The sequence below is a fragment of the Priestia sp. RMT2NF4 genome, from assembly GCF_047872835.1.
Classification (GTDB): domain Bacteria; phylum Bacillota; class Bacilli; order Bacillales; family Bacillaceae_H; genus Priestia; species Priestia zanthoxyli.
This window is the reverse complement of sequence record NZ_JBLQZO010000001.1, coordinates 259,611-278,310: the sequence shown is the minus strand read 5'-3', so window position 1 is coordinate 278,310 and position 18,700 is coordinate 259,611. Positions and strand designations below refer to the sequence as shown.

The following is an 18,700-nucleotide window of genomic DNA, read 5'->3' as shown; positions in this document are numbered from 1 at the left end:
CCTTTCTTACTGAGCTACCGCTTCTTGTTGTTTTGCCGATGCTTTCTTTTCTTGTTTTGCATTTTCCTCAAACGCACTCATAGCTGCTTCTTCTTCCGTTAACCCAGCTGCTTTTTGCTCTTCAATGCGATTCATCATGCGTTTATAATCATTCGGAATCACTTTTACAAATTTCGAAAGCGATTCTTCCCAATTTTCTAATACAAATGCTGCTTTATGACTGTCAGTATATTTTAGGTGATTTGCAATCATCTCTTTTACTTCTTCTGCTTCTTCTCCTTTTAAGCTCTCAAACCCAATCATGTCTTTATTACAAAGGTTTTTGAATGCTTCTTGATCATCAGCAAATACGTAAGCAATACCGCCAGACATTCCCGCACCGAAGTTTTTACCTACATCACCTAATACGACAACGCGTCCGCCAGTCATATATTCACAGCCATGATCGCCAATTCCTTCAACCACTACGTTCACACCGCTGTTACGAACCGCAAAACGTTCTCCTGCTAGCCCGCTAACATAAGCTTCACCGCTTGTTGCACCGTAAAATGCCACGTTCCCGACGATAACATTTTCACCTGACACAGCTGTTGTTTCCTTAGGTGGAGCAACGATGATTTTACCTCCTGATAACCCTTTTCCGATATAATCATTTGCATCTCCAGTTAGATACATAGACATTCCTTTTGGAACAAATGCACCAAAACTTTGACCTGCAGAGCCAGTGAATCGAAGAGTAATCGTATCTTCTGGCAGACCTTTCTCACCGTAACGTTTTGTAACTTCACTTCCTACAATTGTTCCAGCTACACGGTTAATATTAGAAATTGGCAGTTCTAACTCGACTTGATACTTATGCTCGATTGCTTGCTGTACCGCTGGCAAGATTTTTTGCATATCAAGAGATTCGTCAATTTTATGGTTTTGAGGTGTTTTAAAAGTACGTACACCTTCAGCTTGATATAAAAGAGTTGTTAAGTCTAAGTGCTGCGCCTTCCAGTGATTTTTTGCACGTTCGCTAACGCTTAATACGTCTGTACGTCCAACCATTTCATCTACTGTTTTAAATCCAAGTTCAGCCATAATTTCGCGTACTTCTTGTGCAACAAATTTCATATAGTTAACGATGTGATCCGCTTCTCCTAGGAACTTTTTACGAAGCTCTGGGTTTTGCGTCGCCACTCCAACTGGACATGTATCTAAGTGACACGCACGCATCATGATACAGCCTAAAACAATTAAAGGCGCCGTAGCAAAACCAAACTCTTCTGCTCCTAAAAGTGCTGCCATGACTACATCTTTACCCGTCATTAATTTCCCGTCTGTTTCAAGCACTACCTTTTCGCGAAGACCGTTTAACATAAGCGTTTGATGAGCTTCCGCTAAGCCCAGTTCCCACGGTAGTCCCGTATGTTTAATACTTGTTTTTGGAGATGCTCCCGTACCTCCGTCGTAGCCGCTAATAACGATAACGTCCGCTACTCCTTTTGCTACTCCGGCAGCAATCGTTCCTACTCCTGCTTTTGAAACGAGTTTGACGCTGATTCGTGCATCACGGTTTATATTTTTTAAGTCATGAATAAGCTGTGCTAAATCTTCAATCGAGTAAATATCGTGGTGTGGAGGAGGTGAAATTAAGCCTACTCCTGGCGTTGATCCACGCACATCTGCTACCCATGGATATACTTTGTTTCCTGGAAGCTGACCGCCTTCTCCGGGTTTTGCACCTTGTGCCATTTTAATTTGAAGCTCATCCGCATTCACAAGGTAATGACTTTTCACTCCAAAACGGCCAGAAGCAATCTGTTTAATCGCACTGCGGCGATTATCTCCATTTTCATCCACAGTGTAGCGGCTAGGGTGCTCGCCACCTTCTCCACTGTTACTGCGTGCGCCTAAACGGTTCATCGCAATCGCTAATGTTTCATGAGCTTCTTGACTTAAAGATCCAAACGACATAGCACCTGATTTAAAACGTTTTACAATCGAATCAACTGATTCCACTTCATCAATGGAGATAGATGAACGCGTTCCATTAAACGAGAATAGGTTGCGCAAGAAACCGATGCGTTCTTCATTAGCCGATTCAGAGAATTTTTTAAATAAGCTGTAATCTCCCTTACGGCAAGCCCACTGCAGCGTGTGAATTGTTTTTGGATTAAACGCATGATGCTCGCCCGTGTGTCTCCACTGGAAGTCGCTTCCTGACTCTAACGTTTGCTCAATTGTTTCAACATAAGCATTGTCGTGACGCGTTTTCGCTTCTTTTGCAATAACATCTAAACCGATACCGCCAAGTTGCGAGGCAGTACCTGTAAAATATTGCTCGATAACCTCTGCACTGATTCCAACTGCTTCAAAAATTTGTGCGCCCCGATAACTTTGCACCGTTGAAATTCCCATTTTAGACATTACTTTTACAACACCTTCAGTAACGGCTTTTACATATTTCTCAACAGCATAGTCATACGATACGTTCAACGTACCTGCGTTAATTTCATTTTGATATGTTGCAAAAGTAAGATATGGATTAATTGCGTCTGCTCCGTAACCAATCAGTGCTGCAAAATGGTGCACTTCGCGCGCTTCTCCTGTTTCCACTACAATGCTCGCCTTTGTACGGTTTCCTTTTCGCACTAGGTGCTGGTGCAGCCCGCTGACCGCTAATAAAGCTGGAATGGCTACAGAGTGAGCTCCCGCTTCACGGTCTGTCAGAACAAGAATGCTAGCGCCTGCGTTAATTGCCGCTTCAGCTTCAGCAAATACGCGATCAAGATCTGCTTTTAAATCATTTGTGAACACCGCAGAAATAACAGCACTTTTGAAATCTGGATGAATGGCAGACTTCAGCTGATGAGTTTGATCGTTTGTTAAAACCGGCGTCTCAAGCTGAATTCGATGAATGTTTTCTTTGGTTGGATGCAGTAAATTCCCTTCTGCACCAAGCAACGTCATTGTTGATGTAACCAACTGTTCACGAATAGCGTCAATCGGTGGGTTCGTTACTTGAGCAAACAGCTGCTTAAAGTAATTGAACAGCGATTGAGGACGATCAGACAACACGGCTAATGGAGTATCATTACCCATTGAACCAAGCGGATCTTTTCCTTCTGTAATAACTGGAACTAAATATTTATGAATATCTTCATACGTGTAGCCAAATGACTTCTGGCGAATGACCAAATCATCGAAGTATTCAGATTTTTCTTCCTGCACTTCTGGCAACGTTACCAGCTGTTCATCTAACCATTCTTGATAAGGCTCAGCCTGTGCCATTTCAGATTTAATTTCTTCATCTGAAATAATTCGGCCTTCTTCTAAATCGATTAGAAGCATTTTACCTGGGCTTAAACGATCTTTATATAACACATTTTCATCTTCAACATCAATGACGCCTACTTCTGATGAAAGTATGATGTAATCATCTTTTGTAACATAATAGCGAGCTGGACGTAAACCGTTACGGTCTAAAATAGCACCGATTTGCTTTCCATCCGTAAACGAAATAGCAGTCGGACCATCCCATGGCTCCATTAATGCGCTATGATACTCATAGAAAGCACGTTTTTCTTTTGACATGTGCGGATTCTCAGACCAAGGCTCTGGAATAAGCATCATCGCTGCATGGGCTGGCTTGCGGCCGGCCAATACAAAAAACTCTAGCGCATTATCTAACATGGATGAGTCGCTTCCTTCAGCATCTAAAATTGGAAGAACCTTCGGCAAATCCTTACCAAATGCGTCCGAAACAAACTGCTGTTCACGCGCTCTCATCCAGTTTTGATTACCGCGAAGCGTATTGATTTCACCGTTGTGAATTAAATAACGGTTTGGATGTGCTCTTTCCCAGCTTGGGAACGTGTTTGTGCTAAAGCGAGAATGCACTAAAGCAAACGCTGAAGTAAAGTCTTCATCTTGTAGGTCAAGATAAAAAGCATCCACTTGTTCAGGTGTTAACAACCCTTTGTACACAATTGTTCTGCTTGAAAGACTTGTAAAATAAAAACGGTTTTGACGTGCCTGCGCCCAATTTTCCGCTTGCTTACGAATAACATATAGCTTGCGCTCAAACGCTAAGTCATCTTGAATACTGTCATTTGCCCCAATAAATACTTGTCGTACGTATGGACAGCTTTCTTTTGCAACTTTTCCGATTTTTCCGACATTTACAGGCACAGTTCTCCAACCTAATAACGTTTGTCCCTCTTCTTCAATTAATTTATTAATATAAGCTTCAATTTCTCGACGCTCGTCTTCATTATTTGAGAAAAAGATCATTCCAACTCCATAACGACCGTTTTCTGGCAAGTTCAGTTCAACGCATGTCTTTTTAAAGAACGCGTGTGGAATTTGTACCATTAATCCAGCTCCATCTCCTGTTAGCGGATCACTTCCCTGTCCGCCTCGATGGTCAAGCTGGCAAAGCATGTTTAGTCCTTTTTTAACGATATCATGTGACGCTACGCCTTTCAATTGAGCGTATAGTCCGATTCCACATGCATCGTGCTCAAATTCAGGACGGTAGAGACCTTGAGCTTTTGGCATTTGATTGTATGTCATCTTCTTCTCCCCCGTTCGTTTTCTTTATCTTTTTAAGATCACCTGTTTACATTGTAAGTTTTCAAATCAATATAAACAATATATAATTTAGATAAAACTAATCTAATTTTGATATATATAGATGGAGGATGCTTATGGAACTGCGTCAATTACGCTATTTTATGGAAGTTGCAAAAAGAGAACACGTATCTGAGGCGGCAGAATATCTGCATGTAGCTCAATCAGCAATCAGCCGTCAAATCGCGAACCTGGAATCTGAGCTAGGTGTTAGTTTATTCAAACGTGAAGGAAGAAATGTCAAGTTAACAGCAATAGGAAAAGTCTTTCTTGAGCATACGGAGACGGCTATGAAAGCTATTGACTATGCGAAAGAACAAATTGATGAATACTTGGATCCCGAAAGAGGAACGATTAAAATCGGATTTCCAACAAGCCTTGCTAGTCATCTTCTTCCTACTATTATATCAGCCTTTAAAGAAGAGCACCCAAATGTTGCTTTTCATCTTAGACAAGGTTCGTACAAATTTTTAATTGAATCGGTTAAAAAAAGAGATATCAATATCGCTTTTTTAGGCCCTGTACCTGTAGAAGATCAGAGTATTGAAGGGCATATTCTATTCACTGAAAATCTTTTAGCCCTTGTTCCTTCTCATCACCCGCTCGCTGAACGGGATAACATTCGGCTGCGGGATTTAAGAAATGAAGATTTTGTGCTATTTCCAAAAGGATTCATTTTACATAAAATGGCCTTTGACGCTTGCAAACAAGCAGGATTCATGCCCAATATTTCATCTGAAGGAGAAGATTTAGATGCGATTAAAGGTCTTGTATCCGCAGGAATTGGCGTGACGCTTCTTCCTGAAAGTACAGTGTCTGAAACGACTCCTCGTTTTACGACTAAACTTCCTATTCATACGCCGCAGCTTCAGCGGACAGTCGGAATGATTATTCCTAGAAATCGTGATTTAGCACCTTCTGATAAAATTTTTTATAAGTTTGTCAAAACCTTTTTTGAACGTTTGGAGCAGTATAAATAAGAGAGGCCCCCTGCCTCTCCTATTCTTTGCTTTATACACTATTCCTCAGCTGATCAATTGTATAAATAGATCTTTTTCCCCTAAAGCTAACAGGCATTGACGCTTACCGGACTCTTTCTTATACTGAAGTAACTGACTAAAAAGAAACAAGGTGACTGCTATGGATTTTAAAATTAATTTTTTATCATTTTACGTAATACAAGTAGAAGGAAAAGAAGAACAGGCCTCTAAACAATATAAGCATTTTCAAACGCTTGATACGGAAGAATATGAAGAAAGTTCCATTAAAGATTTTTTAGACGGTGAATTTAAAAAAATTGTAAAGCGCAAAGTAGAGCGACACCCCAAAGCAGAACAAGTGCCTACAAAGCTCGGGTATTTTATAGTTGAACCGGGACACGCTCTCGACTCAAACCCTAATTATAATTTATTTCACCGCACTCGTTTTGCCACAACCAAAGAAGAATTTGAAGAAAACAGCGAACAGTTTATCAATGCATACCTTGATACTGCAGCCGTTCGAGGAGGAGCATTTTTAGTGGTATCTGCTGTTCCAAGAAAATATTTTGATCATGCTTTTGTGTTTATTTTAAAATGTGACTTCGAACCAAAAGTGGCTTCAATTTCAGATGAATCAACCCTTATTCGTCACGTAGAAATGGCGATTACTACTAAAAACATGAAATCCATTCAATACCCATACATGCCTGAAGAAGGCATGGTGGAAGAAAGCGAACTCGTTATCCACCAAGCGTCTCACGCCCGTTATTTTGAAGACTTTTTGAAATTCATTGATTACAACGAGCCGATGCCTGAGATTATGAAAACACAAGTGATGGATATGGTGCGTGAACACGTCAGCGAAACGTTTGAAGCAGAAAGCGTAGAACTTGAACAGTTTGAATCAGACATGGAACTGTGGGCAACAAGTGAAAAGCGTGAGCTTCAAGAACGTTTAGATACCCATCAAGTCATGGAAGCCGCTGCTCATATTGTCGAGCATACCCCTGATGCAGAGCTTAAAATGAAGCTTGGCGAAACAGAGATTAAAGGGCTGCTAGCTGATTTTGGTGAAAATATTCATTTAGCAAAAGTGAACGGACGCTACGTGGCGTTAATTGAAGCGGAATCGATTCTGTTTGAAAAAGGCGCGTCTCCGATTGAGTTTCATAAGCCAGGTGATTTGCACGGGATTATTGAGAAAATCAACAGTAAGAAATGGGAAGAATAAATAAAAGGAAGAGAGCTGTGTATTTGCTCTCTTCCTTTTATTTAACTGAACTAGTAGCTCTATTTATCCACCTTAATTCTCTACTAATTGACTCACCGCAACATTTTGTTCATTTTCCGGCTGACCTAGCGGATAAATTCTTGCCGTATCATTTTCTTCGCTTACATGTTGAATATAAACGGCCGTATCGTTATACGTAACGTTAGCCATAACGGGTGAATCAGCAATTTGTTTTGCTCGTTGCTTGTCCACGTTTCTTCCCCCCTCTATGCTGATATACATATAAGGTTTGCTTAAAGAATGGATGATATTCGCCGTTTATAATCGTTCTAGCGCTTTTTAGCGGTGCGGTAGCCAAGGTAAAAGATGAAAGAAGTATAGATAATAAATGCAGCTCCAGCTAGCAAGATCATTTTGTGATGATGCCAAAGGTCTACGTATGTTTTGATGAAGACCCCTTTTGTAAGTAAAATATATTGATACACAATAAAACCAACCGCCAAAGCAAGAAACAGCACGCGAAACAAACGAATGAAATCAATGTTAGATAAAATGGAAGCAGCTTTTACCCAGGGCGATGTAGGAGGCGGAGCTTTTTTGGTGCTGCGGCTATTCGGCTTTTGTTTCTTTGCAGGAGGAGCTTTTGATTCTTCTATTTTAGGTGCTGGTTTTTGTTTCCCTTGAGCCATCGGTCACTTTCCCTCTTTCTTAAATAAAGTGTCTAAAAAAGAAGCTTTTCTATTTTGCATATTCAAGAAAGGGTTTGCTATCTCCTTTTTCCTCCTAAAAATATTTTCCTTTTTTAAAATACAGAATGTCTTTAGGTATGTGCCTATAGCATTTTTCTTATCTTCGCATACGTTATATCGTGTTTGATTTGAAGTTACTATTTAAAAGGAGCGGTGCCCTAATGAACCCTTATTATTTCAACCCTGGATATATTCCTCAGCAAGTTGATTACTCAGTTCAACAATACTATCCCCCTTACGTACCACAGCATGAAGAATACGATGAAAGACAGCAGCTTCAAAATCTTGGAGGATTTGAACGAAGAATTCGTGCTCTTGAGAGACAAAATGAGGAGCAAGTCAGAGAAATTACTCGCTTAAATCGAGTTGTGGAGCGACATACTGACCGTATAAACAGATTAAATCAGCGCTTACGCAATGTAGAAAGAAGACTTAACATTCCATTTACAGCAAGCCAGGACGGATTTTAAACTTACCTTAAGCATTCCCGTTTCTTTTGAGCGAGAATGCTTTTTTACATATCTTCCGTCGTTTTTGATAGCACGAAGGATATTTGATTAAACTTTACATAAAATAAAATTCGACTATAAAAAAGAAAAGGAGAAAATCACATGAAATCCCCTGTTGTTATTTGTCCTAACTGTCATTCTCAAAAAGAGCTCGCTACCGTTTTAACTGCTCAGTCCAATCAAAACGTTATCTATATATGCTCAGCTTGCGGCTATAAGCTGACAAACATTAAAACAAGCAAAGGATAACCAGTATCTCTCCCCTCACTTAGTACCTATACTTAATACGTTCTTCTGTCTACATACAAAAATTAACGTTTACGTAAATGTTATTAATTTTGTATACTGATAGTATTATGGGAAAGGGAGTTGAAGAAGTTGAAGTTTAAAATGAAGGAACGCGGGCAGCTGCATTTGAGTCCGGAAGGAAAACAATTGATTTTAGACTTATACGAATCAAATATGATGGAATCTGTAAATGAAGCTTTGGATGCTGAAACAAGAAGCTTTCACAGCGGAAAAGCCGACGGGATACAGGCTATTCTACTTCTTTTAGGGGTACAGCTAGAAGAAAACTCTTCACAATCATAAATAAATTCCCTATAAAACACATAAAAGCAGACGCACTCTTCTGGTGAATGCGCCTGCTTTTTATGATTCTTCCTGCTCGAATTTTACAATTGCAGCCTTAGCACGATCTCTCAGTGATAGAAGGTCAGACTCTACTTTTAAGATGTTTTTCTTTTTCTGTTCAATCAGCTTGAGCTGCTCTTCTACCGTATGTAACACTTGCTCTAACTTTTCTTTTTGTTGACTTGTTCCTTTCACTTGCCTATAATCCATCTTTTGTATTTCAAGAGTATCACTTAAAGCAAGAAATTCCTGTAATTCTTGAAGTGAAAAACCCATGACTTCTTTGGCATTCGTAATTTTCTTTAAAAATTCTACATGTTCTTCCGTGTACAGACGAAATCCACCTTCACTTCTTGGAGGTGCTGGCATCAGTCCAATTTGTTCATAATAACGAATCGTACGTTTTGTTAAACCGCTTTGCTTCGCTACATCATCTATTTTCAGTTCACTCATTTTTAAATCCCCTTTAATCAATTAACAATGTCAACTTTTCGTACTTTTTACTATTATACACTAACGCTAGATATCTCAAAACAAATCTGAACAGCTGTGCACTTATTTAAAAATAAATAAGCAATTTCTTTACCCTTTTTTAGAGTAAAAAAATTGCTTATACAGTATATGCTGGGTTCTTTTCTCTAAAACCTTATCATAAATGCCGTTTCTGTTAATTTACGATTTAGCATACAAATTAATAAATTTGTTTTTGAGACTTCTTATTTCTATCGACTAAATGTTTATTAACTTGTATGTAGCCTTCTCTTTCTGTACTAGCCCCGCCTGCGCTGAGTACACCGATAGCCACGCATGCTATCCAACCTAGTTTCATTATAACAGAAAGCGCTTACATAATAAAGTGTTATGCTTTAATTTCTAAAAAGTTATAAATAAAATCAGCAGGTCTTTTTCTAGCCCCTGCTGATTTGTTAAATAGAACGAGCGACGATACACCTTTATGAAATAGTAAATGAGTCGTCTTAATAAGCTACTTTATAAATCAAAAACCGTTCATATGGATTTTTACGATTCAACTCTGGCAGCATTACCTCTTCTTTTAAAATGAAAGAAGGGTGTTTTTCGAGATGATGAAGATAATCCTCTGAACTATAATACAAAATTAAATCAATCTCGCGCTTATTCTCTTCCCACGAAAGCAAAATATTGTTCACTACTTGGATAAAAATTTGAACTGAAAAAGGATTAAAAAAATAAAAGCAGTTGTCTAGTGGGTGAATCTTATATTCCTGGGCTAAACAACACTGAAAATAAATATGACTTTTTCGGCCCTTGGCTTTTTTTAAATAGCGCCTCTGATTATCTAGGGCCTGCTCATAGAAGTGCTCATTCATTTCTATCCCTACAGCGGTGGCATTACATAGGTAGTTCACATAAAAATTCAGCCTTCCTTTCCCACACCCGAAGTCGACAATTCTATCGCTGCTTGTTAGCTCATACTGACTGAAAAGTGCTTCTAATGCACTATAAGGCGTGGGTTCATAACGATGGTAATGAAATGAATCATTAAATCCCTTTTGTTCTCCCGTTGTTTTTATATTTAATAAAGCGTCATAATATTGTTCATTCATGGCCAATCTCCTGTTTATAGTTGTCGAAAAAGAGAAAGAAGGACAGATGTCCTTCTTTCTCTTTTTACTCACTCTACTTTTACGCGCATTTCTGATATTTTAAGACCAATCTCTTCGATTAACTGCACAGCTTCCGCTCGTTTTTGATCATCTAATGTGCTGATTTCTGGTATGTCTATGCTTTTTAAATATCGATAAGAGGCTTTAAGTCGTTCTAGGGTATCTTCTTGGTCAAACTTTTTCATGATTATCTCCTCCAGTTTATGTAGTTACTATATGTATACCACAAACATGTCCGTAATAAATCTAACCTGTTTAATAAATACTAAACGTATCTGATTTATCTAAGAGGAAATGCACTTCTAATAGCTGATATATACTCAAAAAATTCCTGGGTTTTAGAATTTTTACGTTCATTTCTCGTGTTAGTTGAAAAAAAAGCTTCTCTTTGCGCTTTACTTATCTCAATTTGCACACCCATCCGCCTAGCTGTTTTATTGGTTATATTTCTAGGGCTTGTACCGGAAACAGGATCTTGATCTGATAAAATTTCTGTACTAAAGCCTTTAGAAACAAGCGCTTCATGTATTTTGGACCTTAACGCTTTGTCAGCACCGCCGATTTTAGTATGCTTTTCACTTTTGTCGTTGTATCCATGAAAAGATACTGCATAGTCTTCTTTTGATATAATCGTTAACGCATGAGGTTCATCAAAATGAGTGGATGTGATATGAAGATCGGCATTTCCTGATTTCTTTAACCCTTCAAATATATAGTACGAGTATTCGTTGCCCGCTAGGCCAACAGCAAGTTCGGATGTTCCAGTTTCGATACCTCCGCCGTGTATCGCGAGCATAATAATGTTAGAAGGTCTGATTTCAAATTGAATTTTGTAGTCTTGGTTGTATACTTCATAAGAGGCAAGTTCAGAGAAGCTAGCATATTTATCTGGCATCATATATCCTCCTTGTGAATAAGACATAGTAAATAAACTTATTAGTTCTTTCTTTAATGTACCACATCTTTTCTTTCATCACATACTATGTGATTGCAATTACCAATAAATATGGTACGATTAAGTTCGAGTTTCTTGCTCGTTAAAAGTTCACCAGATAGTCAAAATTTTCGTTTTTAAGCATTCCATTTTTATCTTATAATAAAGGATGTACTTATTTTCAGTCGGAAATTCGACATTTTTCTTTGTTTTTTAAAAAAGTTCAAGGAATGTTAACAAATTTTACGAGCAACCTTGATGTAATTACGATATTTTTTTGTTAAAATAGTTTAGTTGATTAATAAAGATTAGGTTTATTCATGTAAGAATAAGCTCAAAAAGGAGAATTGCTGTGAAAAATACCGAAGTTATCACAAAGGAATCACTTCCTATCAATCAGTATTTTTCCCGGGAAGTAATCAGTGCTATTATAAAAACTGGGATTATTAAATCGAACTCACTAGGAATGGTTGCTGGGCTTTGTCTCGCAATTGCTGTTAATGACTTAAGCTTTGTGACACAAATTCCTATCATTATTTTGGCTTTAATTGGGACATCCTTTGTCGTAGGAGGAGCTGGGGCAGTTAATAACTTCTATGACCGTGATATCGATGCAATCATGAAACGTACAAAAGACAGACCGACGGTAACAGGAGCGGTCAACCCTAAATTTGCTCTATGGTTAGGACTGGCTTTATTTGTTATTGGTGTAGGTATTTTATTTTTAGTTTCTAACATGGCCGCCATTATGGGTATTTTAGGATTTTTCTTTTATGTAGTGCCTTATACTATGCTTACAAAACGTACAACCATTTATAATACCGAAGTCGGAAGTATTTCTGGAGCTATGCCTCCAATCATTGGCTGGGCCGCTATTTCACCAGACTTATTTCATCCGGTAGCAATTGGATTGTTTGTATTTATGTTTTTATGGCAGCCTCCTCACTTCTACGCTATTGCGATTAGAAGACTTGAGGAATATAAAGCCGCAGGTGTACCAATGCTTCCTGTAGTAAAAGGTATCCGTCGTTCCAAAGTCCAAACGCTTGTATACCTAGTTATTTTACTAGCGGCATCGTTCTTATTTTTATCGTTTAGTAAAATTATCGCATTTACAATGTTCGGTTTAACACTCGTGTGGATGCTTCTTGGAATTGTTGGATTTAAAAAATTAGAAGATACAAAATGGGCTACTTTAATGTTTGTGTTCTCATTGAACCACCTTACGATTATTTTTGCCCTTATGATTATACTGTCATTTTTTAAATAATAAACGTTCAAAAGCAGGTAGCTATCAGCTACCTGCTTTTATACTAGATACTTCTTTTGCTTTCAGTGAAATTATTCCTCCGTATCTCGCCGAAACTGCTCCACCTAACGCGTTGGCAAACATTGTGTACTGCTTACATGACTCCTCACGTTCAGGCAAACCTTTTTCGTGAATACACCAGAGAATTCCTGCCATAAATGCATCCCCCGCTCCCGTCGTGTCTATCGCCTGTACTTTTTTTGCACTCACATGAAGCGTTTGATTTGCAGTAACGGCTACTGCGCCCTTTTCTCCTTGAGTGACCCATACGAACGGAATATGATACGCTCTCAGTTTTTCTAGGCTTTCTGTCAGATCTGTTGAATTCATCAAAAATAGGAGCTCATCTTGAGAGATTTTCAAAATATCTGTTTCGTACAAAAACGATGTTACAATATTTCTACATGCTGCTTCACTTTCCCATCTTTTCATTCGAATATTCGGATCAAAAGCTACCAGCATACGATATTTTTTTGCGAGCCTCACAGCTTCTCTTGTAGTTTCCTGGGAAATCGGATGAAACAAAGTGCCTGATCCAAAATAAAAAATCGCTGCCTTCTCAAATAGAGCTTCCTGCAGCTCATATTTATACACTTGCTCATGAGGGGTAGAATCTATGTAGGAATGAAAGTAACGATCTCCTTCTTTACTTTTATGTACATACACTTCACAAACTTTTTTCGTCACCGAAGTTACACAGCCGCTTTGGTTTACTCCTTCAATTAAAAGCTTCTTTCTTACAAAATCACTTGTTTCATCACTCCCTAACTTGCAGATATAAGATGCTTTTGCTCCTAACTTCTGAACTCCAACTGCTACATTAACGGTTGTACCTCCTAAAAAAGGGTCAAAGTCAGTGTTAGATTCATTTTTGGCGATAAAATCAATAAATGCCTCACCGTATGAAATAATTCCTTTTTTCACGTTAATCCCCACCTTCTTCCTTCTGTCTCGCAACGCATTTGACGCATACACACGCTTTCCCTCTGCTTTCTAAAGGAATTTGTTTAAACAGATCAGGAGTAAAAACTTTCTGCATGCACCAACACTTTTCTATTTCTCTGCCTTGTACAAAAGCACAGTTATTTTTCTCTCCGCAGATAGGACATCTGCTATCATCGCCTGAAAATGCCATAAATTCCTCTCCTTTTTTTCTATGCAGTTGTATAAGTTATCTTTATTAGTATACAAGAGGCAGTTAAAATGCGCTTTCTACTTTTTGATATTTTCGTTTTCAACTTCTTCTATTCTTGATACTATATAAAGGAAATAACATATTGCGAAAGGAGCCTTTATGACTACACATTTATTTCACCAAAAACCCCTTGCTACATGGATGCGTGAATATCCTTTATTAACACCTTTAATCAATAAACAGGAAATACTTTGGATAAATCCTTATTTAAAACCTGCTCAAGAAGCACTTTCGTCTCTTTCTTTACATATCAAAGATATAAAAGATGCAAAAGAGCGACTTTCTCGCTTTTCTTCTTTTCTTCAAATCGCTTTTCCGGAGCTAAAAGCATCAAAAGGAATCATTGAATCACCTCTTCAAGAAATTGCATACATGAAAGACTATTTAAATCAACAAATGAAGAACGAGCTGCAAGGAAAATTATTGATGAAATGCGATCACGATCTTCCTATATCAGGTTCTATTAAAGCAAGAGGCGGCATTTATGAAGTATTAAAATTTGCTGAAAGTCTTGCTATCAAAGAAGGGCTGCTTAGCGAAGAAGACAGCTACGCTCTTCTAGCTGAAGAACGATGTAAAAAGTTATTTTCTTCTTATTCTATTGCAGTAGGATCTACCGGTAATTTAGGTTTAAGCATTGGTATTATAAGCGCCGCTCTCGGCTTTAACGTCACCGTCCATATGTCAGCCGATGCGAAGAAATGGAAAAAAGATTTGCTTCGTTCGAAAGGCGTAACCGTTATTGAATATCAGTCTGACTACGGAAAAGCCGTGGAAGAAGGACGAAAGCAAGCCGAAGCAGACCCCGCCTGTCATTTTATTGACGATGAGCAGTCTAGAGATTTATTTCTTGGTTATTCCGTCGCTGCCTTACGCTTGGAAAAGCAGCTAGCCGAGCTGCAAATTCAAGTAGACGCTGAACATCCTTTATTTGTCTATTTACCTTGCGGAGTAGGCGGAGGTCCTGGCGGTATTACGTTTGGATTAAAAGCACTATACGGTGATCATGTTCACTGCTTTTTTGCTGAACCTACTCACTCTCCTTGCATGCTGCTTGGATTAATGACCGAGCTGCATGATGGCATTTCCGTTACCGATATTGGACTTGATAACATAACAGCTGCCGATGGACTAGCTGTAGGAAGGCCATCTAGCTTTGTAGGCGAAACGATAAAATCGCTTATTAGCGGAATTTATACTGTAGAAGATGATCAGCTTTTCCGATTTATTTATGAGCTAGCCAACCGTGAAAATATGTATATAGAACCTTCAGCAGCGGCTGGTTTACAAGGGCCTCTTCACCTGATGGAAAGCGGGTCTTCCTATATACAAGCGCAAGCACTAGAAAACGATATGTCAAAAGCTACTCACCTTGTATGGTCAACTGGAGGCAGTATGGTGCCCGCTGACGTGATGAATAGCTATTACGAGCAAGGAAAAAAGTTAATGAATAGATAACGTCAAAAGGCATGAAGAACAATGATGTTCTTCATGCCTTTTTAGAAGAAGTAGCTTGCAGAAAGATAGGATGCCAAATTTCAAATGGAAAATATCCCGATTTATAGCTGCCGCTTGTACCCATAGTTGAAATTTTTATTTTCCTGTATCCTTTTTTCCATAAAAAGGTGCCTGCAAACACCTCAATTTGCTCCACTTTCTTCCTTCTAATAATTGTTGTTTTTCGTGTTAAAAACTGTGAGCGAATAGCGACAAATACCTCGTTCATCATTAAGCCGCCTTGGCGATAGCCCAACCAGTGAATAAGTACATATGCAAGGCATAGCACAGCAATAACCCACACGAACATTGATTTCCAAAAGCTGATGCCAATCCCTGCCGCTGCAAATAACAAGAGCGGTAATAGTAATGGGTACCATGCATATTGAATAGCTGTATTTCTTGGACACTTTATATATTCGTAGTGCGGGACATATACGTTCATTAACGCTGAAATCTCTTTTTGCTGGATAAACGGGTGTAAATAGACCTTTTCTTTTAAATCAGAGGTTACGACATTTAACGAAACGGAAGACCATCCAAATAAGCGTCGAACCAATCCTTCCTCTATCGTAACAGCCTGTATTTTATGAAAAGGAATCGTAAGGGATTTCTTATTTAATAGTCCGTATTTAATATGTAGATAATGATCGTAGCGTTCCACTGTAAAACCGCCAAATCGTATCACATATAAAACGATAGACAACAAATAAGCAAGCACCACAATTGCAGCGACTAATACAAATAAACCAAGCATCGATTGATGAATCACTTCTTCGTAAGCTGTCTTCACCCAGCGGTTGATATACGTATCAATATACTGATAGAGAAAACCAAGAGCAGCAAATATATAGCCAAAATTCCCGGAAAACGCAGCAGCTAACGCCAGCTGTTTCACCGAAACTTTCATCATACGTTCAGGACTTTTTTCTGTTATTTCCGGCTGACTCCCTGACAGCTTTAACGTATCTTTAAGATGGTGCGCTTCTTTTAGTGAAATACCAGATAAATCAATTTCAGCATCCGTACCGCTGCTGGCCGTGTCAATACGAAGCCGGGCTAAGCGAAGAATTCTAAAGACAAACGGCTGATCTAACTGAATCGATTGAATGCGATTTCGTTGAATAAATCGTTTTTCTTTTTTAAAAATCCCTTTATACAGACGCACTTCCGTTTCCGTTACTTCATAACGAAATTCCCTCCAGGTAAAAAAAGCAAATAAAGCGACTACGCCTCCCGCTAATAGCGTTGCCCACCAATATGTAAACAACAGGTGCCGATTGACGATAAATACAAACACAAAAGGCAGGATATTATTTTTTATATGTTCAATAAATGCTATTGCAATATATAGCGGATGCAGCCGCTTACTCATCTTCATCATCTACCTCTGCTAGTCTAGCAATATACTCTCGCAGTGCTTCAGCATCTCTTTGTACGAGTGCAGGAATTTCGACGCTTCCAGCTGCTGTGATGATTTTAACAGATGCCAAGTCAAATTTTCGAAAAATCGGCCCTGTCAACGTTTCAACGTGCTGTACTTTCACAAGGGGAATTTTCGTATGATACCAGATGAAGAGCCCTCTTTGCACATCAATTTGAGTATCTGTTACTTCATATGAATATACATTCATATATACATTTGGAGCTATAATTGTATATATGATAAAGCTCACGACTAATAGTCCAGCTGATATCCATCCAATAATTGACCACCAATCAAAAAAATGAACGAGTAGAAAATAACCCGCTGTTGCCAGAAGCCACAGGCTATGTGTAAAAATGGATTGCCAGCGCATCGCTTTTTTAGCCTCGAGGGGCAATTTGCCCTTTAAATGTTCAAACTCCATAAAAACTCCTTTCTCTACCTTTTTTACTATTTCTATTACTATATTACGTTAAAAAAGGAAAAAAGTTTCATCGTTTACTATTTTCTTATTATTTTTTGATAAAAAACAAACAAGGCTGCCTATTTCGAGGCAGCCTTGTTTGTTATCGATAAACGCCGTCTTTCTCTCCGTGTGCAACAGCCGCTCTTTCAACTGCTTCAGATACTGCTTCGTGTACAGCTAGATTAAGAGGGTGAGGAACTAAATCGCCTGGACGCGTTGAATTTGCAATGGCTTCAGCTGCAGCTACAAGCATCGTATGCGTAATATCACGCACTCCCGCATTTAATACTCCTCTGAAAATACCTGGGAAGCCAAGCACATTATTCACTGACCTTCCGTCAGTAGCATAAATAGCTCCTGCTTCAAGAGCATCTTCAGGTTCAATTTCTGGTTTTGGATTAGAAAGTGCTAAAATGATTTGCCCTTTTCGAATCCATTCTTTCTGTATTAAGCCAGGTACACCTGTTGTCGCAATAACAATATCACAGTTCTCCATAAGCTCTTCTAATGAATCCGCTACTTTTCCACCGTAGCTGACCAAGCGCTCATTCGCTTCAGGAGACTTATCAGCTCCTATCACTTGTTTGACACCGTAAGCCATGAACATTCTGCAAGTAGCGATACCAGCAGCTCCTAAACCAATCTGCCCTACTTTTGCTTCTTTCAAATTCACACCTGTGCTGCGACAAGCTGAGATAGCTGCTGCTAGCGTCACAACTGCTGTTCCGTGTTGATCATCATGCATAACTGGAATATCTAGCTCTTCTTTTAAACGTTCTTCAATTTCAAAGCAGTGAGGCGACCCTATATCTTCTAGTAAAATACCGCCAAATCCTGGTGAAATATTTTTAACCGTTTGAATGATTTCTTCCGGCTCATTTACATTCAACAAAATAGGGATAGCGTTTACACTGGCAAGCTGATCAAATAACGCAGCTTTTCCTTCCATAACAGGCATTCCTGCAACTGGACCAATATTCCCTAGTCCTAGTATAGCGGTACCATCCGTTACAATCGCAACCGTGTTTCCAATGCTCGTATAAATTTTAGCTTTGTCGGGCTGTTCTTGAATAGCACGGCAAACGTTTGCTACACCTGGTGTATATACTCTTCTTAAGTCAGCGATCGACTCAATTTTCATTTTGCTTTTCATTTGAATTTTACCGCCTTCATGTGCATGAAGAACTTCATCTGATACTGTATGTAAAGTAATGCCTTCTAAACTGCGAACCGCTTCAAGCAATTCCTCAAGCTGGTCTTCACTTTCTACTTGAACCGTAATACTTCTCATCGTGTAGTTATGTCCTACTTTAACGGTTTCAACCTCGCCAATGTCTCCTCCTACATTTCCAATGGCTGTTGCTACTCTTCCTAAGTTTCCTGGTACAGTCGGTGTTTGTACCATTAATGTGCGTATTAAATTATTCATCATATCCCCATATCCCCCTTGTCCTAATCCTGCAAGTACGTATACTTACTAATGAAGCGTTTAAAACGGTCCAATTTCC

19 protein-coding genes are annotated in these 18,700 nt (G+C 38.9%); 7 read left to right on the top strand and 12 right to left on the bottom strand.

The window, feature by feature from the left end; genetic code table 11:
* Positions 1–6: 6 nt before the first annotated feature.
* Positions 7–4,560: a glutamate synthase large subunit gene (gene gltB / locus ACMX9J_RS01360; RefSeq protein WP_033578830.1), complete on the bottom strand. Its 4,554-nt coding sequence runs from the start codon at positions 4,558–4,560 to the stop codon at positions 7–9.
* Positions 4,561–4,694: 134 nt separating this feature from the next.
* On the opposite strand from gltB, the gene ACMX9J_RS01355 reads away from it, so the two are divergent.
* Entirely contained in the window at positions 4,695–5,597 is a 903-nt protein-coding gene (locus ACMX9J_RS01355; protein WP_013056801.1) for a LysR family transcriptional regulator, read from the top strand.
* Positions 5,598–5,757: 160 nt separating this feature from the next.
* On the top strand, positions 5,758–6,828 hold the full coding sequence (locus ACMX9J_RS01350; RefSeq protein ID WP_033578829.1) for a DUF3900 domain-containing protein: 1,071 nt from the start codon (positions 5,758–5,760) through the stop codon (positions 6,826–6,828).
* 72 nt (positions 6,829–6,900) lie between these two features.
* On the opposite strand, the gene ACMX9J_RS01345 is transcribed toward ACMX9J_RS01350, so the two are convergent.
* Positions 6,901–7,080: a small acid-soluble spore protein H gene (locus tag ACMX9J_RS01345; protein ID WP_028413564.1), complete on the bottom strand. Its 180-nt coding sequence runs from the start codon at positions 7,078–7,080 to the stop codon at positions 6,901–6,903.
* Between the two features lie 77 nt (positions 7,081–7,157).
* The gene (locus ACMX9J_RS01340; RefSeq protein ID WP_176344144.1) at positions 7,158–7,517 is read right to left on the bottom strand and encodes a hypothetical protein; all 360 of its coding nucleotides are present in this window, start codon (positions 7,515–7,517) and stop codon (positions 7,158–7,160) included.
* A 221-nt stretch (positions 7,518–7,738) separates the two neighbouring features.
* Between ACMX9J_RS01340 and ACMX9J_RS01335 the strand changes: the two genes are divergently transcribed.
* The 3 genes from ACMX9J_RS01335 to ACMX9J_RS01325 all read left to right on the top strand — a co-directional run bounded on the left by ACMX9J_RS01335 (position 7,739) and on the right by ACMX9J_RS01325 (position 8,677).
* The gene (locus ACMX9J_RS01335) at positions 7,739–8,047 is read left to right on the top strand and encodes a flagellar hook-associated protein FlgK (protein WP_013056797.1); all 309 of its coding nucleotides are present in this window, start codon (positions 7,739–7,741) and stop codon (positions 8,045–8,047) included.
* Positions 8,048–8,188: 141 nt separating this feature from the next.
* Positions 8,189–8,335: a hypothetical protein gene (locus tag ACMX9J_RS01330; RefSeq protein ID WP_098626789.1), complete on the top strand. Its 147-nt coding sequence runs from the start codon at positions 8,189–8,191 to the stop codon at positions 8,333–8,335.
* A gap of 129 nt (positions 8,336–8,464) precedes the next feature.
* A complete protein-coding gene (locus ACMX9J_RS01325) occupies positions 8,465–8,677 on the top strand; it encodes a hypothetical protein (protein ID WP_028413567.1) in 213 nt (70 codons plus the stop codon).
* A 60-nt stretch (positions 8,678–8,737) separates the two neighbouring features.
* Here ACMX9J_RS01325 and ACMX9J_RS01320 read toward each other — a convergent pair whose 3' ends face one another.
* From ACMX9J_RS01320 to ACMX9J_RS01305, 4 genes are all read right to left on the bottom strand, one after another.
* Complete coding sequence (locus ACMX9J_RS01320; RefSeq protein WP_033578828.1) at positions 8,738–9,172, bottom strand: MerR family transcriptional regulator; 435 nt, start codon at positions 9,170–9,172, stop codon at positions 8,738–8,740.
* 524 nt (positions 9,173–9,696) lie between these two features.
* The gene (locus ACMX9J_RS01315; protein WP_176344145.1) at positions 9,697–10,305 is read right to left on the bottom strand and encodes a methyltransferase; all 609 of its coding nucleotides are present in this window, start codon (positions 10,303–10,305) and stop codon (positions 9,697–9,699) included.
* A gap of 68 nt (positions 10,306–10,373) precedes the next feature.
* The gene (locus tag ACMX9J_RS01310) at positions 10,374–10,550 is read right to left on the bottom strand and encodes a hypothetical protein (RefSeq protein ID WP_165573411.1); all 177 of its coding nucleotides are present in this window, start codon (positions 10,548–10,550) and stop codon (positions 10,374–10,376) included.
* A gap of 95 nt (positions 10,551–10,645) precedes the next feature.
* On the bottom strand, positions 10,646–11,260 hold the full coding sequence (locus ACMX9J_RS01305) for a poly-gamma-glutamate hydrolase family protein (RefSeq protein WP_230624623.1): 615 nt from the start codon (positions 11,258–11,260) through the stop codon (positions 10,646–10,648).
* A 391-nt stretch (positions 11,261–11,651) separates the two neighbouring features.
* Here ACMX9J_RS01305 and cyoE point away from each other — a divergent pair, with 391 nt between their 5' ends.
* Entirely contained in the window at positions 11,652–12,569 is a 918-nt protein-coding gene (cyoE, locus tag ACMX9J_RS01300) for a heme o synthase (RefSeq protein WP_013056789.1), read from the top strand.
* Between the two features lie 24 nt (positions 12,570–12,593).
* Here the strand turns inward: cyoE and ACMX9J_RS01295 are convergent, their stop codons facing one another.
* On the bottom strand, positions 12,594–13,532 hold the full coding sequence (locus ACMX9J_RS01295) for a carbohydrate kinase family protein (RefSeq protein WP_034265670.1): 939 nt from the start codon (positions 13,530–13,532) through the stop codon (positions 12,594–12,596).
* A 1-nt stretch (position 13,533) separates the two neighbouring features.
* On the bottom strand, positions 13,534–13,743 hold the full coding sequence (locus tag ACMX9J_RS01290) for a cysteine-rich CWC family protein (RefSeq protein ID WP_176344146.1): 210 nt from the start codon (positions 13,741–13,743) through the stop codon (positions 13,534–13,536).
* A 159-nt stretch (positions 13,744–13,902) separates the two neighbouring features.
* On the opposite strand from ACMX9J_RS01290, the gene ACMX9J_RS01285 reads away from it, so the two are divergent.
* The gene (locus ACMX9J_RS01285) at positions 13,903–15,261 is read left to right on the top strand and encodes a D-serine ammonia-lyase (RefSeq protein WP_176344147.1); all 1,359 of its coding nucleotides are present in this window, start codon (positions 13,903–13,905) and stop codon (positions 15,259–15,261) included.
* A gap of 31 nt (positions 15,262–15,292) precedes the next feature.
* On the opposite strand, the gene ACMX9J_RS01280 is transcribed toward ACMX9J_RS01285, so the two are convergent.
* From ACMX9J_RS01280 to ACMX9J_RS01270, 3 genes are all read right to left on the bottom strand, one after another.
* The gene (locus tag ACMX9J_RS01280; RefSeq protein ID WP_224357898.1) at positions 15,293–16,675 is read right to left on the bottom strand and encodes a PH domain-containing protein; all 1,383 of its coding nucleotides are present in this window, start codon (positions 16,673–16,675) and stop codon (positions 15,293–15,295) included.
* The gene (locus ACMX9J_RS01275) at positions 16,668–17,150 is read right to left on the bottom strand and encodes a PH domain-containing protein (protein WP_013056785.1); all 483 of its coding nucleotides are present in this window, start codon (positions 17,148–17,150) and stop codon (positions 16,668–16,670) included. Before ACMX9J_RS01275 ends, ACMX9J_RS01280 begins: the two co-directional genes overlap by 8 nt.
* Before the next feature lie 142 nt (positions 17,151–17,292).
* Entirely contained in the window at positions 17,293–18,624 is a 1,332-nt protein-coding gene (locus tag ACMX9J_RS01270) for an NAD-dependent malic enzyme (RefSeq protein ID WP_034265658.1), read from the bottom strand.
* Between the last annotated feature and the right edge of the window lie 76 nt (positions 18,625–18,700).

Excerpts from the sequence above, each read along its gene's own strand:
- ACMX9J_RS01320 (WP_033578828.1), bottom strand. The coding sequence starts at position 9,172 with ATGAGTGAACTGAAAATAGATGATGTAGCGAAGCAAAGCGGTTTAACA.
- gltB (WP_033578830.1), bottom strand. The coding sequence starts at position 4,560 with ATGACATACAATCAAATGCCAAAAGCTCAAGGTCTCTACCGTCCTGAA.
- ACMX9J_RS01290 (WP_176344146.1), bottom strand. The coding sequence starts at position 13,743 with ATGGCATTTTCAGGCGATGATAGCAGATGTCCTATCTGCGGAGAGAAA.
- ACMX9J_RS01275 (WP_013056785.1), bottom strand. The coding sequence starts at position 17,150 with ATGGAGTTTGAACATTTAAAGGGCAAATTGCCCCTCGAGGCTAAAAAA.
- ACMX9J_RS01285 (WP_176344147.1), top strand. The coding sequence starts at position 13,903 with ATGACTACACATTTATTTCACCAAAAACCCCTTGCTACATGGATGCGT.
- ACMX9J_RS01350 (WP_033578829.1), top strand. The coding sequence starts at position 5,758 with ATGGATTTTAAAATTAATTTTTTATCATTTTACGTAATACAAGTAGAA.
- ACMX9J_RS01335 (WP_013056797.1), top strand. The coding sequence starts at position 7,739 with ATGAACCCTTATTATTTCAACCCTGGATATATTCCTCAGCAAGTTGAT.
- ACMX9J_RS01330 (WP_098626789.1), top strand. The coding sequence starts at position 8,189 with ATGAAATCCCCTGTTGTTATTTGTCCTAACTGTCATTCTCAAAAAGAG.
- ACMX9J_RS01270 (WP_034265658.1), bottom strand. The coding sequence starts at position 18,624 with ATGATGAATAATTTAATACGCACATTAATGGTACAAACACCGACTGTA.
- ACMX9J_RS01280 (WP_224357898.1), bottom strand. The coding sequence starts at position 16,675 with ATGAGTAAGCGGCTGCATCCGCTATATATTGCAATAGCATTTATTGAA.
- ACMX9J_RS01310 (WP_165573411.1), bottom strand. The coding sequence starts at position 10,550 with ATGAAAAAGTTTGACCAAGAAGATACCCTAGAACGACTTAAAGCCTCT.
- ACMX9J_RS01305 (WP_230624623.1), bottom strand. The coding sequence starts at position 11,260 with ATGCCAGATAAATATGCTAGCTTCTCTGAACTTGCCTCTTATGAAGTA.
- ACMX9J_RS01355 (WP_013056801.1), top strand. The coding sequence starts at position 4,695 with ATGGAACTGCGTCAATTACGCTATTTTATGGAAGTTGCAAAAAGAGAA.
- ACMX9J_RS01315 (WP_176344145.1), bottom strand. The coding sequence starts at position 10,305 with ATGAATGAACAATATTATGACGCTTTATTAAATATAAAAACAACGGGA.
- ACMX9J_RS01340 (WP_176344144.1), bottom strand. The coding sequence starts at position 7,517 with ATGGCTCAAGGGAAACAAAAACCAGCACCTAAAATAGAAGAATCAAAA.